The organism is Streptomyces sp. NPDC034099, from assembly GCF_055575415.1.
Window position 1 is genome coordinate 60,170 of record NZ_JBVISR010000004.1, and the last position, 14,715, is coordinate 74,884.

Here is a 14,715-nt window from a genome sequence, read left to right on the forward strand (position 1 = left end):
TTACAGGTGTCAACGTCGTACGTGCGTGGGGGCGCGGTGGTCAGGGCGAGGGTTTCAACGGCAGCAACGCACTGACGCGGAATCCTCCGCCCGGGCGCGGGCCCGCGTCCAGGGTTCCGCCGACCATCCCGATCCGCTCCCGCATGCCGATCAGCCCGTGGCCCTGGCCGTCGAAGCCGCCCTCCTCGTACAACTCGTGCGGGGCGCCCTTGCCGTCGTCCTCGACGAGCAGTCCGAGCCCGTCGTCGAAGTAGACCAGGCGCACGCTCGCGCCCGCGTTCTCGCCGCCGTGCTTGCGCGTGTTGGTCAGCGCCTCCTGCACGATGCGGTATGCGGTCAGCTCCACTCCGCTGGGCAGCTGCCGGGGGGTGCCCTCGACCTTGAAGTCGACCGGCAGCCCCGAGGTGCGGCACTGCTCGACGAGGTCCTCGATCTGCTCGACGTCGGGCTGCGGAACGTACTCCCCGGCCTCCTTGTGCTCGCCGGTGCGCAGCACGCCGAGCAGGCGGCGCATCTCCGCGAGCGCCTGCCGGCCGGTGGAGGAGATCGTCTCCAGGGCCTTCTTCGCCTGGTCGGGCGCCGCGTCCAGGACGTAGGCGGCGCCGTCGGCCTGCACCACCATGACGGAGACGTTGTGCGCGACGACGTCGTGCAGCTCGCGTGCGATCCGGGCGCGCTCGGCGGCGACCGCGACCTTGGCCTGTGCCTCGCGCTCCTTCTCCAGCCGGGTCGCGCGCTCCTCCAGCTGCGCGAAGTACGCGCGCCGGGTGCGGATGGAGTCGCCGAGCACCCAGGCGAGGGCGAAGGGGACCGCCTGGAAGACGGTCACGGCGATGGTGGTGCCCATGCCCAGCTCGCTGTCGGACCAGCGCAGCTGGGCCAGGGGCGCCGCGCACAGGCCGGTGGCCAGCGCGGTCCGGGAGGCCCAGCGGGCGCCGGTCGCGGCCACGGTGTAGATGATCACCAGGAAGGCGAAGTCGGCGGGCATCGTCGAGACGTCGAAGACCAGCTGCCCCACGCCGAGTGCGACGGCGAGCAGCAGCATCCTCTCCGGCGCCCGCTGGCGCAGCGCGATCACGAGACTGAGCAGCACCACGAAGGGGACGATCAGCGCCACGTTGTCCGTCCCGTCCGCCCGCGTCCCCGGGGTCGCCGAGGACACCAGGGAGATTCCGAGCACGACGAGGGCCCAGAAGGAGTCGACACCGGTCGGGTGTCTGCGGAGGAAGTCGTAGAGGCGCTGCACGTAACCCAGCGTAGGGAAGTGGAATAGGTGCAGGGGTCAACCGGAGGGCCGATCCGCATCGTCCGCGCATACTCCCCAAGGTGGAGGCTCCGCTCTTCTGTGCCCCTAGCCTGGGTCTGTGACATCAGGGACGGCAGGGTTCAGCGGGTCTCCAGGGACGCATGAGGAATGGCGCGGCTGGCGGGAGGCCGCGCACGAGGCCCTCTACGGACCGGAGGGCTTCTACCGTGCGGGGCCCGAGGGCCCGGCCGGGCACTTCCGGACGTCCGTGCACGCGTCGCCGCTGTTCGCGGGGGCCGTGGCGCGGCTGCTGTGCCGGGTCGACGAGGCGCTGGGCCGGCCCGCGGTGCTGGACTTCGTGGACCTGGCGGCCGGACGGGGCGAGCTGGTCACCGGGGTGCTGGCGGCCCTGCCCGCCGAGGTGGCCGCCCGCACGCGCGCGTACGCCGTCGAGGTCGCCGCCCGCCCCGAGGGCCTCGACCAGCGGATCCGTTGGCTCCGCGAGCCGCCGCACGGCCTCACCGGGCTGCTGTTCGCCAACGAGTGGCTGGACAACGTGCCGGTGGAGGTGGCGGAGGTGGACGCCGCGGGCGTGGCGCGCCGGGTGCTCGTACGGGGCGACGGGGCGCAGCGGCTCGGGGAGCCGGTGGCCGGGGCGGAGGCAGAGTGGCTGGCCCGGTGGTGGCCGCTGACCGGCGAGGAGGGGCTGCGGGCGGAGATCGGGCTTCCCCGCGACGCGGCCTGGGCGTCGGCCGTGGCGGCGCTGGACGCCGGGCTCGCGGTGGCCGCCGACTACGCGCACACCGTGGCCGCCCGCCCCCCGTTCGGGACGCTCACGGGCTTCCGGCAGGGGCGGGAGACGGAGCCGGTGCCCGACGGGTCGTGCGACATCACCGCACACGTGGCACTGGACGCGTGCGCGGCCGCCCACACCGCGAGGTGCACTCCGGGGCACGCGCCCCCGGATGCGCTCATGCGCCCCCAGCGCGAAGCCCTGCACGCCCTCGGCGTCACCGGCGCACGCCCCCCGCTCGCGCTGGCCTCCACCGACCCGGCGGCGTACGTGCGCGCCCTCGCGAGCGCCTCCCAGGCCGCCGAGCTGACCGCTGCGGGCGGCCTGGGCGACTTCTGGTGGCTGCTCCAGCCGGTGGGCGCCCTCGACGCCGCCGCGCTACTTGTCGATGTCGCCGACCACGAAGAACAGTGACCCCAGGATCGCCACCATGTCCGCGACCAGCGTCCCGGGCAGCAGGTCCGCCAGCGCCTGGATGTTGTTGTACGACGCCGAGCGCAGCTTCAGCCGGTACGGGGTCTTCTCGCCCTTGCTGACCAGGTAGTAGCCGTTGATGCCGAGCGGGTTCTCGGTCCAGGCGTACGTGTGGCCCTCGGGCGCCTTCAGCACCTTCGGGAGCCGCTGGTTCACCGGCCCCGGCGCCAGCCCGGCGAGGCGGTCCAGGCAGACGTCGGCGAGGTCGAGGGCGTTGTGCGTCTGCTCCAGGAGGCACTCGAAGCGGGCCAGGCAGTCGCCCTCGGTACGGGTGACGACCTTGAGGGTGTCCTGGAGTTCGCCGTAGGCCAGGTACGGCTCGTCGCGGCGCAGGTCGAAGTCGACGCCGGAGGCGCGCGCGATCGGCCCGCTGACGCCGTAGGCGTGCACGGCCCCGGCGCTCAGGACGCCCACTCCGCGCGTACGCCCCCGGAAGATCTCGTTGCCGAGCACCAGGTCGTCGAAGACGTCCATGCGCGAGCGCACGGCGGCGACGGCGGCACGCGCGCGCGTGGTCCAGCCCGCCGGGAGGTCCTCCTTGAGACCGCCGACGCGGTTGAACATGTAGTGCATGCGCCCGCCGGAGACCTCCTCCATCACGTTCTGGAGGACCTCCCGCTCCCGGAAGGCGTAGAAGACCGGGGTGATGCCGCCCAGCTCCAGCGGGTACGACCCGAGGAACATCAGGTGGTTCAGCACCCGGTTCAGCTCGGCGAGCAGCGTCCGCGTCCACACCGCGCGCGTGGGGACCTCCATGCCGAGCATCCGCTCGACGGCGAGGACGACGCCCAGCTCGTTGGAGAAGGCCGACAGCCAGTCGTGGCGGTTGGCCAGCATGATGATCTGACGGTAGTCACGGGCCTCGAACAGCTTCTCCGCGCCGCGGTGCATGTAGCCGATCACCGGCTCCGCGCTCGTGATGCGCTCGCCGTCCAGAACCAGCTTGAGCCGCAGCACGCCGTGGGTGGACGGGTGCTGGGGCCCGATGTTGAGCACCATGTCGGTGCTCTCCGCGGCACCGCCGATTCCGACCGTGGTCTCCGTCGTAGGAGTCATGAACACAGTCTCCCCTACGTACGCTGGCCCCATGGAGACGGGGAGCCCGGACGACACGGGCACGGCGGGGGCGACGCGGGCGGCGGGCGCGGCGGAGCAGGCGGGTCCGGCGGAACAGGCGGGTACGGCGGCGGTTCCGGCGCGCGAGGAGCCGGTGTGGACCGGCCTGCCGCCGGGGCTGCTGCACATGCGGCGACTGCTGCTGGTGGTGTGGCTCGGCCTGCTGACGCTTGCCGCGGGTGTGCTGCCCGCGCTGTTCCTGGCCCCCTACTGGGCCGCCCTGGCGCTGCTGCCGCTGGCCCTGCTGGCCTGGGGGTGGGTGATGCTGGGGCGCAACTGGCGCTCGTGGCGGTACGCCGAGCGCGCCGACGACCTGCTGATCGACCGGGGCGTGCTGTGGCGGGAGGAGACCGTCGTACCGTACGGACGCATGCAGCTGGTCGAGGTGACCTCCGGGCCGGTCGAGCGGCACTTCGGCCTGGCCAGCGTGCAGCTGCACACGGCCGCCGCCGCGACCGACGCGACCATCCCCGGCCTCGACCCGGCCGAGGCGGAACGCCTCCGCGACCGCCTCACCGAGCTGGGCGAGGCCCGATCGGCGGGACTGTGACCGGGCCCGGGGCCGGGGAGGACACGGCCGAGGACGGCACGACGGAACGCGCGAGCGGCGCGGAGGGCGTGGGCGGGCCGGCGGACGGCGCCAGGAAGCCCGGCCCGACGGGCTCCGCGGGCCCCGTGGACCCGGCGGGCGCCGCCGGAAGCGAGGACGGCACGCCCAGCCGGCCCCGGCACGACCTGCCCCGGCCCCCGGACCACACACCGGGCCCGGCCGCCCGTACGACAGACCCCGCCCCCGAGCCCACCAAGGGCTCCGACGGCGACACCGCCGGCGGGACGGCGGCCAGGGGAGACGGCGCGGGCGGACGCCAGGACGGCGCCCCCGCCACCGGACCCGGCCCGGTGGAAGCCGGCACCGGCGGCGACGCGCTCCCGCTCGTCGACGGGGTCGTCGAGCGGCGCCTGCACCCCGTCACGCCCCTGCGGCGGGCGTGGGCGCCGGTCGCCGTGCTCGTCGGATGGGCCGTGCACGATCCCGACCAGGCGCAGCGCCAGCTGACCCGGCTGACCACGACCCACCTGCTGATCGGCCTCGCCGTACTGATCCCGGCCGCCGCCCTGTACGGCTTCCTCACCTGGTGGTTCACCCATTACTCGGTGACCGACACCGAGCTGCGGATCCGCACCGGACTGCTGTTCCGGCGCACCGCGCACATCCGCCTCGAACGCATCCAGGCGATCGACGTCACCCAGCCCCTGCTGGCCCGGGTCGCGGGGGTCGCCAAACTCAAACTCGACGTCATAGGCACCGGCAAGAAAGACGAACTGGCCTTCCTGGGCGCCGACGACGCGCGTGCGCTGCGGGCCGAGCTGCTCGCGCGCGCGGCGGGCTTCGCGCCCGAGACCGCGCACGAGGTCGGCGAGGCCCCCGCGCGGCAGCTGCTCCGGGTGCCGCCGGGCGTCCTCGCCATCTCCCTCCTGCTGACCGGCGCGACCTGGGGCACGCTGCTCGCCGCCGTCGTCGTACCGACACTGCTGTGGCTGGCCACCCACAACCTGTGGACGGTGCTGGCGACCGCCCTGCCCCTGGTGGGCGCCGCGGGCGCGAGCAGCGCGGGCCGGTTCGTCGGGGAGTACGACTGGACGGTGGCCGAGTCCCCGGACGGGCTCCGCATCGACCACGGGCTGCTGGACCGCGCCCACGAGACGGTGCCGCCGGGCCGGGTGCAGACCGTGCGCCTCGTGGAGCCGCTGCTGTGGCGGCGCCGCCGCTGGGTACGGGTGGAGCTGGACGTGGCCGGGTCGTCGAACTCGGTGCTGCTGCCGGTCGCCCCGCGCGAGATCGCCGAGTCGGTCGTCGCGCGCGTGCTGCCCGGGGTCGTCGTCCCGACGGGAGCGGAGCTGTCGCGCCCGCCGCGGCGGGCGGCGCGGTGCAGACCGCTGTGGTGGCGCGGCCACGGGCTCGCCGTCACCGACGCGGTCTTCGCCGCCCGGTACGGCCTGCTGCGCCGCAGCCTGGCGCTGGTGCCGCACGCCAAGGTGCAGAGCGTCCGCCTGACGCAGGGGCCGTGGCGGCGCGCCCTGCGACTGGCCGACGTCCACGTGGACACGGGGGCGAACAAGACCGTGACGGCCCGCCTGCGCGACGCGGACGAGGCCGCGGAACTGCTGCGGAGCCAGGCGGAACGGTCCAGGACCGGCCGCCGGGACGCCCTGCCGGACCGCTGGATGGCCTGAGACCCGCCCGGCCCGGGCCGCCCGGGGCGGTCAGGAGACCGCTCTGCGCAGCCCCTGCACGTCGATCTGCTCGGTCTCGTCGTGGGCCGTCAGGTCGATCACCTGGCCCACGCCCCGGGACTCCTCACCGGGCTGCTTGAAGGCGACCTCGGCCTCGGCCTTGTGCAGGGCGAGCGCCTCCTGGCCGACCACGTCGGCGAGGTCCTCGTTCTGGACGGTCTCCAGAGCGGCGTCGGACGCGGCAGCCGCGTCCACCGCACCCTCGGGAGGCTTGGTGCCGAAGAAGTCGAAACCGCCCTCGACCGCCGGACGCCGCGCCGGAGCCGGCGGTACGACGGCCACCGCGGTCGGCACCGTGAAGTGCCCGTCGGCCCGCCGGGTGGCCTGCGTGGACTGGGTGGGCTGCGCGGGCCCCTCGTCGGTGGCGGGCGTCGGGGAGTCGGCGCCGGTGCGCTCGTGGCCGTCGGCCGCCCCGGTCTGCCCCTGTGCCTCGTCCTCCTGCCCCGCCTCGGCCGCCGCGCCCTCGCCACCGCCGTCACCGCCGCCGTCTCCGTCGGAGTCGTCGGACGCTTCGGCCCGGTCGCCACCGTCCGGGTCGGGCGCGTCACCGTCGAGGCGGGCCAGTGCCGCGTTCGCGCGCAGGAACAGCCGGGAGCCCTCGGGCGAGAAGACCGCGGGCGCGGAGACGTCTTCGCCGCCGCCCTCCTCGTCCGGCACCTCCACCTCGGACACGTCCTGCGCCGGCGCCACCTTCTCCGGCGTCTCCTGCACCGGCGTCTCCTGCGCCGGGGCGGGGCGGGCCGCCGGCAGCGCGGGGGTCTGCGGAGCGGCCTCAATCTCCAGCAGGCGGCGGCCCTCCAGCGCACTGGCGCGCTCGGTCTCCGCCGTGGCGTAGCGCCGCAGCAGCGAGGCGTGCTCGTTGCGCAGCCCCGCCAGCTCGGTGCGCTTGGCCCGCAGCCGGTGCTCCAGCTTCTGCCGCAGCTCGCGCGACTCCTCCAGGTCAGACTCCAGTTCGGCGACCCGTTCCTCGAAGCGCCACTCGTCGCTCGCCCGCGCGCGGGTGAGGTCGGCGACCTGCCGGCCCGCCTGCGCGTCCCAGTGCCGCATGACGACCGCGCCGACCACGGCCGTCACCGCGGCGGCCGCGGCCAGCACGCGAAGGATCATGGTCTCGCTGAACAACCAGGGGCCGAGGGCGCAGACGACCGAAACGCCTGCGATCGCCGACGGGGGAAGCAGCCTGTGCAGAGGCGGGGAATGGCGGTGACGTCCACGTGGCATGGCCAGAAACTTACCGCGCGTAGGCGAATCTTGGCGCCCCGCCCCGTAAAAACACGGCTGTCTCCGACGTGTTCACAGGGAACCGGGAATCCACATCCCCGGCGACGGGCGAATTACTCCGGGATTCCAAGATCATTTATGACTCCCGCCCGCCGCCCAGGCGCTCATCCAGCCACCGCAGCGTCGCGGGAATCTCCCGCCGCCAGGTATTGAAGTTGTGCCCGCCGCTTTCCAGGATGATCGACGAGATCCGCGTCGGGCTCTTGCCCTTCACCAGTTCGATGAACTTCAGCGTGTCCTTGTAGTTCGTCTCGCCGGTGCGGCTGCTGGTGACGAGCAGTGAAGTGTCGGGAGAGGGGGCGTTCTTGAGGTACCACCACAGGTCGGCCCGCTTCTCGCGCTCCTCGTCCCCCTGGAAGAGGTCGCCCGTGGTGGGGTCGCTCGGCGCTTCGTAGTACGGGGACAGCCCGGCCCCGGCGGCGTACACCTCCGGATGGTGCGCGGCGAGTTTCAGGGCGCAGTAGCCGCCGGTCGAGTTGCCGACGACGCCCCAGCCGCGCGGCCCCCTGGTCACCCGGTAGTGGGCGCTCACCGCCTCGGGAAGGTCCTTCGCGAAGAACGTCTCCGTCTGCGGCCCGCCCGGTACGTCCACACACTCCGTGTCGCGCGGCGGCGCCACCGTGGGCCGCAGCATCACCAGGATCATCGGCCGCATCCGGCCGGCCTCCGCCAGTTCCAGCGCCGTACGCGGGTAATGGAGTTTGTCCACCAACGCCTCGGCGGTCCCCGGATAACCGGTCAGGACGACGGCCGCGGGAAACGTACGGGCACGGTGCCGCGCCTGGAAGTACTCCGGCGGCAGATAGACGTACGCGGGCGACGCGATCCGCGACGTACGCCCGACGACCCGTATCTCCTCGACTCGTCCCGAGACCTCCGGCCGCGCCCCGCCCGCGGGCGTCACCCGGCGCTCGCCGACGACCCGCAACGGCCCGTCACCCGCACCGGCGGAGTGGTCCACGACCACGCCCTGCCCGTCCTCCCGCCCGAACAGGTCGGCCCAGCTGCCGTAGAACCCGAAGGACTGATTGGCGACCAGCCCCACCGCCCCGAAGACCGCCACCTGGGTGGCGAACAGCAGACCGACCCTCCCCAGAACGGCCCGCACGCTCCGCCGGGCCAGCCGTGGCCACAGCCACACCGTCCCGGCGAACAGCAGCACGCCGGCCACCACCGCCAGCGCCAGCACCTTGTTGCTCGTGAGACCCATGCCTTGCTACCTGCCCGCGCTTTCCGTGCGCCCGTTCGTCCGTTCGTCCGGGCTTTGTGATCAGGGGAGTGAACCTCTCCCTCCGAGACACCGTCCTAGAGGGCGCAATGTCGCCGGATGCCCGAAACGGGCCCGGATCCACGCTCTCTCGCAGAACAAACAGGTGCGATGTCTGTCAGGACAGATGAGGAAATGTCGGTCGGGGTTCCGACGAGGCCCACCCGCGTACCCCGCGCACTGCGCGGCCCCCGCCCGGAACGCGTCCCCCTCCTCGTCGGCCGCGCCTGCGCGCTCGTCGGCCTGCTGGACATCGCGGCCGGCTCCTTCCCCCGCTTCCGGCACAGCCGGATGCACGCCCTCGCCGAAGTCCTCCCCGGCTCCTTCGGCCCCTTCGCCGCGGCCCTCTCCCTCAGCGCCGGCGTCCTGCTCCTCCTGCTCGCGCACGGCCTCAAGCGCCGCAAGCGCCGGGCCTGGCGGGCGGCCGTGGCCCTGCTGCCGATCGGCGCGGTCGCGCAGTTCACGTACCGCCACTCCCTCCTCGGGGTACTGATCTCCCTGGCCCTGCTGGCCCCCCTCCTGCGTCACCGCGACGAGTTCGCCGCCCTCCCCGACCCACGCAGCCGCTGGCGGGCCCTGGCCAACTTCGTCCTCATGAGCGCGGGTTCCGTCCTGCTCGGCCTGCTCGTCGTCAACGCGCACCCGCACCGCATGATCGGCGACCCGAGCCTGGCCGACCGCCTCACCCACGTCCTGTACGGCCTGTTCGGCGTCGAAGGCCCGGTCGACTACCAGGGCAACACCTCCTGGACGGTCGCCTTCTCGCTCGGCGCCCTCGGCCTCCTGACCGCCATCACCACCATCTACCTGGCCTTCCGCCCCGAACACCCCGCGGCCCGCCTCACCGAGGACGACGAGACCCAGCTGCGCGCCCTGCTCGCCCGGCACGGCGGCCGCGACTCCCTCGGCCACTTCGCGCTGCGCCGCGACAAGGCCGTCGTCTTCTCCCCCAGCGGCAAGGCCGCCGTCACCTACCGCGTCGTCTCCGGCGTGATGCTGGCCAGCGGCGACCCGATCGGCGACGTCGAGGCCTGGCCGGGCGCCATCGAACGCTTCATGGACGAGGCCCGCGCCCACTCCTGGACCCCGGCCGTCATGGGCTGCTCCGAGACCGGCGGCGAGGTCTGGACCCGCGAGACGGGCCTGGACGCCCTCGAACTGGGCGACGAGGCGGTGGTGGACGTAGCGGATTTCTCCCTCGCCGGCCGCGCGATGCGCAACGTGCGCCAGATGGTCAAGCGCATCGAGCGCGCCGGTTACGAGACCCGGGTACGGCGCGTGGCTGACCTGTCCGACGCCGAACTGGACCGCGTACGCCGCGCCGCCGACGCATGGCGCGGCACGGACACCGAGCGCGGCTTCTCCATGGCCCTGGGCCGCGTCGGCGACCCCTCCGACGGGGACTGCCTGATAGCGACGGCCCACAAGCAGGACGCCGAACCCGGCGAGTACGGCGACCTCAAGGCGGTCCTGCACTTCGTGCCGTGGGGCAAGGAGGGAGTGTCCCTCGACCTCATGCGCCGCGACCGCGCGGCCGACCCCGGCATGAACGAACTCCTGATCGTGGCCGCGCTCCAGGCCGCCCCGAAGCTGGGCATCGCGCGGGTGTCGCTGAACTTCGCCATGTTCCGCGCGGCGCTCGCCCGGGGCGAGAAGATCGGCGCGGGCCCGGTCCTCAGGGCATGGCGGGGCCTGTTGGTCTTCCTCTCCCGCTGGTTCCAGATCGAGTCCCTGTACAAGTTCAACGCGAAGTTCCGGCCCCGGTGGGAGCCGCGCTTCGTCGTCTACCGCCGCTCCGCCGACCTCCCCCGCATCGGCTTCGCCGCGATGCAGGCGGAGGGCTTCGTCACCCTGTCGCTGCCGCGTTTCCTGCGACGCCGGACCCCGTCACGCCGCCCCTGCGCCCACCAGGCACCGGCGCGGACGGCGTGACGTTCGTGGGCGCGGGCGTCGGACGCGGCCCGGCGTAGCAGGGTGCCTCCCCCAGTGCCTGAACGGCCTGGGGGTACCTCCCAGGCCGTTCAGGCACTGGGGGAGGCAGACTGCCCGCAGCTACGGCGGGAGAGCCGCGTACGGCGGGGCGGGGCCCCGGAGGGATGGCGAGCCGCAGCCGCGTACGGCGCGAAGGGGCCGTGTCGGGGGGTGTCCGCCCGCAGCGGTTGGCGCGTCAACGGAGTTCACTTCCGTGTCCGACCGATTCCGCGCCGTTCCGAGGACGGACACCCCCCGGCGCGGCCCCGACCCACCCACCGAACCCAAGGCGCTACGCGCACCCCCACCCATCCCGCACAGGCGCCGCAGGCACCCCGCCCCGGCCCACCACCTACGCTGAACACATGAGCAAGCAGACCGGCCGCCGACGCCACCTCGCGGGACTGACCGCATGGGACCGCTGCGCGGTCATGGGGGTCGTCAACGTGACCCCCGACTCCTTCTCCGACGGCGGCCGCTTCTTCGACACCACGGCCGCGATCAAACACGGCCTCGACCTGGTCGCCGAGGGCGCCGACCTGGTGGACGTCGGCGGCGAGTCCACCCGCCCCGGCGCGACCCGTGTCGACGAGGACGAGGAGCTCAGGCGCGTCGTCCCGGTCGTGCGCGGCCTCGCCTCCGAGGGTGTCACGGTCTCCGTCGACACCATGCGCGCCTCCGTCGCCGAGCAGGCCCTCACCGCCGGCGCCGCCCTGGTCAACGACGTCAGCGGCGGCCTCGCCGACCCCCGCATGATCCCGGTCGTCGCCGACGCGAACGCCCCCTTCGTCGTCATGCACTGGCGCGGCCTCCTGGAGGGCGGCAACGTCAGGGGCACCTACACCGACGTCGTCACCGAGGTCGTCGACGAGCTGCACGCACGCGTGGAGGCCGTCCTCGACGGCGGCATCGCCCCCGACCGCGTCGTCATCGACCCCGGTCTCGGCTTCTCCAAGGACGCCGAGCACGACCTCGTCCTCCTCGCCCACCTGGACCGTCTCCTCGCCCTCGGCCACCCCCTCCTCGTCGCCGCCTCCCGCAAGCGCTTCCTCGGCCGGGTCCTCGCCGGCCCGGAGTCCGCCCCGCCCCCCGCGCGCGAGCGCGACGCCGCCACCGCCGCGGTCTCCGCGCTCGCCGCGCACGCCGGCGCGTGGGCGGTGCGCGTCCACGAGGTCCGCGCCACCGCCGACGCCGTCCGCGTCGCCCGCGCCGTCGAAGGCGCCCGGTGAACGCGCCGCACCTCGACGTCGAGCAGGTCGAGGCCGCCAACACCGCCTTCTACGAGGCACTCGAGGAGGGTGACTTCGAAAAGGTCTCCGAATTCTGGCTCACCCCCTCCGACCTGGGCATCGACGAGTCCTACCACGACCCCGCCGACGCCGGTGTGGTCTCGTGCGTGCACCCGGGCTGGCCGGTGCTCACCGGCCGCGGCGAGGTACTGCGCTCCTACGCCCTGATCATGGCGAACACGGACTACATCCAGTTCTTCCTCACCGACGTGCACGTCTCCGTCACCGGCGACACCGCCCTGGTCACCTGCACCGAGAACATCCTCAGCGGCGGCCCCGCCCCCGACGGCGGCGAGGAGCTCGGCCCGCTCGTCGGCCAGCTCGTGGTCGCCACCAACACGTTCCGGCGCACTCCGGCCGGCTGGAAACTCTGGTCGCACCACGCCTCCCCCGTACTCGCGGAAACCGAGGACGAGGACGGCGAGGACACACCGCCGTGACCGACCGAGAAGTGGTTGGAATCACGGCCCGGAGGGTAGGGGCGGCTACCAACCCGTGATCCACCGGGGCCGCCGGGGAGAACGCCCGCCGAGAACCAGCCGGCGCCCCACACCCCGTGGCCCGGCGCTGTCGGTGCACGCGGGTAGATTCGACTGGGGCCGCCGTACCACCCGCACGTGGTGCGACCGGCCGAACCGACGACTGCAGGAGTGATTCGCGTGGATCGTGTCGCGCTGCGCGGCCTGAAGGCCCGTGGGCACCACGGTGTGTTCCCCAAGGAACGCGAGGACGGCCAGACCTTCCTCGTGGACATCGTCCTTGGCCTGGACACCCGCCCGGCCGCGGCCGACGACGACCTGGCGAAGACCGTGCACTACGGCATCGTGGCCGAGGAGGTCGTGGCCGTCGTCGAGGGCGAGCCGGTCAACCTCGTCGAGACCCTCGCCGAACGCATCGCCCAGGTCTGTCTGAAGCACGAAGGGGTCCAGGAGGTCGAGGTCTGCGTCCACAAGCCGGACGCGCCGATCACCGTCCCCTTCGACGACGTGACCGTCACCATCATCCGGAGCCGTGTATGAGCGCCCCCTTCGCCAAGGGTCCGAGCGACCCGACCGTACAGCCCGTGCCCGCCTCCGTCATCGAGCAGGTCGACGCCGCGGACACCACCCTGTCCAACCCCAAGCGCGCGGTGATCGCCCTCGGCGCCAACCTCGGCAACCGGCTGGAGACCCTCCAGGGCGCCATCGACGCGCTGGAGGACACCCCGGGCGTGCGCGTCAAAGGGGTCTCCGCGGTCTACGAGACGGAGCCGTGGGGCGTCGCCCCGGACAGCCAGCCCTCGTACTTCAACGCGGTCGTGGTCGTGAAGACGACGCTGCCCCCGTCCTCGCTCCTGGAGCGGGCGCACGCGGTCGAGGAGGCCTTCCACCGGGTCCGCGACGAACGCTGGGGCCCGCGCACCCTGGACGTCGACATCGTCGCCTACGCCGAGGTCGTTTCCGACGACCCGCGGCTCACCCTCCCCCACCCGCGCGCGCACGAACGGGCCTTCGTGCTGGCCCCCTGGCTCGACGTGGACCCCGAGGCCGCCCTGCCCGGGCGGGGCAGGGTCGCCGACCTTCTGGCGGCCGTCTCCCGCGAGGGCATCGCGCCCCGCGCCGACCTGGAACTCCGGCTGCCCGAGTAGTCGTTAAGGTCGACGAGGACGACGAGGTCAGGACGACCGCGCCGGGAAACCGAAGGGACACCGGAACACCGTGAAAGAGTTGCGCATCAGGGTGCTGGCCGGCGAGTTCGTCGCCGCCGGAGTGCTGTCCTGGGCCGGCGCCCGCCTGTGGAACTCGGTGGGGACCCTCCCGAGCGTCCCCCTGGCCGCCCCCGTCGTCCTCGCCCTGATCGCGGTGTTCCTGCTGGCCGCGGCGCTCTCGATCCGGGCCCGCCTCAAGGCCCAGCGGGAGCGCGTCCCCGGCGCCAAGGGCGTCGACCCGATGATGGCGGCCCGCGCCGTGGTCTTCGGCCAGGCCAGCGCCCTGGTGGCCGCTCTCGTCGCCGGTATCTACGGCGGCACGGGCGTCTTCCTGCTGTCGTACCTCGACATCCCCGCCCGCCGCGACCAGGCCATCTACGCGGGCGCCTCGGTCGTGGCAGGCATCGCCGTGATAGCGGCCGCCCTCTTCATGGAACGAGTCTGCAGACTCCCGGAGGACGACGACCACCCGGGCGCGACATCAGCGGTGTGAACACACCGCACTCAACCCCAGCCACCCCACAGCGCACTCAGCGCACTCAGCGCACTCAGCGCACTCAGCGAGCCATGATCAGGCTCATCGCCTCGTTGCGCGTGGCAACATCCCGCAGCTGACCCCGCACGGCCGAGGTGAGGGTCTTCGCGCCGGGCTTGCGGATGCCCCGCATGGACATGCACATGTGCTCGCACTCGACCACGACGATCACCCCGCGCGGCTCGAGGATCTCCATCAGCGAGTCCGCGATCTGCGTGGTGAGACGTTCCTGCACCTGCGGGCGGCGCGCGTAGACGTCCACGAGACGGGCCAGCTTGGACAGGCCGGTGATCTTCCCGCTGGTGGACGGGATGTAGCCGACGTGCGCCACACCGCGGAACGGCACCAGATGATGCTCACATGTCGAGAACACCTCGATGTCCTTCACGAGGACCATCTCGTCGTGCCCGAGGTCGAACGTCGTCGTCAGCACGTCCTCCGGCTGCTGCCACAGCCCGGCGAATATCTCCTTGTACGCCCGCGCCACGCGCCCCGGAGTCTCCTTCAGTCCCTCGCGGTCCGGGTCCTCGCCGACCGCGATCAGCAGTTCGCGTACGGCGTTCTCGGCCCGCTTCTCGTCGAACTCGCCGATCTCGCCCTCGCCGTCCAACGTCACGGGGTCGGTCATCTGCTGCCTCGTTCCTGATCCGTCCTGCGGTCGGCATACGAAGATGCCGCACCCCCCAAGGCTAGAACCTGGGGGGTGCGGCATACATTCCGGGCCTGGTGGGGCCGCCCTGGCGGGCGCCCCGGGGCGGACC

General features: G+C 73.1%; 14 protein-coding genes. 9 read left to right on the plus strand and 5 right to left on the minus strand.

Annotated elements, in window-relative coordinates; translation table 11 throughout:
- Positions 1-40: 40 nt before the first annotated feature.
- Positions 41-1,246: a sensor histidine kinase gene (locus ACZ56V_RS12595; protein ID WP_398918274.1), complete on the minus strand. Its 1,206-nt coding sequence runs from the start codon at positions 1,244-1,246 to the stop codon at positions 41-43.
- A 118-nt stretch (positions 1,247-1,364) separates the two neighbouring features.
- Here ACZ56V_RS12595 and ACZ56V_RS12600 point away from each other — a divergent pair, with 118 nt between their 5' ends.
- Positions 1,365-2,453, plus strand: coding sequence for an SAM-dependent methyltransferase (locus ACZ56V_RS12600; protein ID WP_468941753.1), 1,089 nt, complete (start codon positions 1,365-1,367; stop codon positions 2,451-2,453).
- On the opposite strand, the gene ACZ56V_RS12605 is transcribed toward ACZ56V_RS12600, so the two are convergent.
- Positions 2,418-3,569, minus strand: a complete 1,152-nt coding sequence (locus tag ACZ56V_RS12605; RefSeq protein ID WP_398918271.1) for an NADH-quinone oxidoreductase subunit D — start codon at positions 3,567-3,569, stop codon at positions 2,418-2,420. The two genes, ACZ56V_RS12600 and ACZ56V_RS12605, sit on opposite strands and share 36 nt — an antisense overlap.
- A gap of 31 nt (positions 3,570-3,600) precedes the next feature.
- Here ACZ56V_RS12605 and ACZ56V_RS12610 point away from each other — a divergent pair, with 31 nt between their 5' ends.
- Positions 3,601-4,179, plus strand: a complete 579-nt coding sequence (locus ACZ56V_RS12610) for a PH domain-containing protein (RefSeq protein ID WP_398918269.1) — start codon at positions 3,601-3,603, stop codon at positions 4,177-4,179.
- Between the two features lie 350 nt (positions 4,180-4,529).
- Positions 4,530-5,864, plus strand: coding sequence for a PH domain-containing protein (locus ACZ56V_RS12615; RefSeq protein WP_468942647.1), 1,335 nt, complete (start codon positions 4,530-4,532; stop codon positions 5,862-5,864).
- Between the two features lie 30 nt (positions 5,865-5,894).
- Here ACZ56V_RS12615 and ACZ56V_RS12620 read toward each other — a convergent pair whose 3' ends face one another.
- Both ACZ56V_RS12620 and ACZ56V_RS12625 read right to left on the minus strand, forming a co-directional pair.
- On the minus strand, positions 5,895-7,145 hold the full coding sequence (locus ACZ56V_RS12620) for a hypothetical protein (RefSeq protein ID WP_468941757.1): 1,251 nt from the start codon (positions 7,143-7,145) through the stop codon (positions 5,895-5,897).
- Positions 7,146-7,281: 136 nt separating this feature from the next.
- Complete coding sequence (locus ACZ56V_RS12625; protein WP_468941760.1) at positions 7,282-8,415, minus strand: alpha/beta hydrolase; 1,134 nt, start codon at positions 8,413-8,415, stop codon at positions 7,282-7,284.
- 192 nt (positions 8,416-8,607) lie between these two features.
- Between ACZ56V_RS12625 and ACZ56V_RS12630 the strand changes: the two genes are divergently transcribed.
- The 6 genes from ACZ56V_RS12630 (at position 8,608) to ACZ56V_RS12655 (ending at position 13,912) form a co-directional block, all read left to right on the plus strand.
- Positions 8,608-10,404, plus strand: a complete 1,797-nt coding sequence (locus ACZ56V_RS12630; protein ID WP_398918265.1) for a phosphatidylglycerol lysyltransferase domain-containing protein — start codon at positions 8,608-8,610, stop codon at positions 10,402-10,404.
- 404 nt (positions 10,405-10,808) lie between these two features.
- Positions 10,809-11,672, plus strand: coding sequence for a dihydropteroate synthase (folP, locus tag ACZ56V_RS12635; RefSeq protein ID WP_398918791.1), 864 nt, complete (start codon positions 10,809-10,811; stop codon positions 11,670-11,672).
- The gene (locus tag ACZ56V_RS12640) at positions 11,669-12,172 is read left to right on the plus strand and encodes a nuclear transport factor 2 family protein (protein ID WP_115742755.1); all 504 of its coding nucleotides are present in this window, start codon (positions 11,669-11,671) and stop codon (positions 12,170-12,172) included. Before folP ends, ACZ56V_RS12640 begins: the two co-directional genes overlap by 4 nt.
- A gap of 219 nt (positions 12,173-12,391) precedes the next feature.
- On the plus strand, positions 12,392-12,751 hold the full coding sequence (gene folB / locus ACZ56V_RS12645) for a dihydroneopterin aldolase (protein WP_052836365.1): 360 nt from the start codon (positions 12,392-12,394) through the stop codon (positions 12,749-12,751).
- Positions 12,748-13,359: a 2-amino-4-hydroxy-6-hydroxymethyldihydropteridine diphosphokinase gene (gene folK, locus ACZ56V_RS12650; RefSeq protein ID WP_398918793.1), complete on the plus strand. Its 612-nt coding sequence runs from the start codon at positions 12,748-12,750 to the stop codon at positions 13,357-13,359. Before folB ends, folK begins: the two co-directional genes overlap by 4 nt.
- A gap of 70 nt (positions 13,360-13,429) precedes the next feature.
- Complete coding sequence (locus ACZ56V_RS12655) at positions 13,430-13,912, plus strand: DUF3180 domain-containing protein (RefSeq protein WP_356363145.1); 483 nt, start codon at positions 13,430-13,432, stop codon at positions 13,910-13,912.
- A gap of 64 nt (positions 13,913-13,976) precedes the next feature.
- Here the strand turns inward: ACZ56V_RS12655 and folE are convergent, their stop codons facing one another.
- Positions 13,977-14,582: a GTP cyclohydrolase I FolE gene (gene folE / locus ACZ56V_RS12660; RefSeq protein ID WP_076974934.1), complete on the minus strand. Its 606-nt coding sequence runs from the start codon at positions 14,580-14,582 to the stop codon at positions 13,977-13,979.
- Positions 14,583-14,715 lie beyond the last annotated feature (133 nt).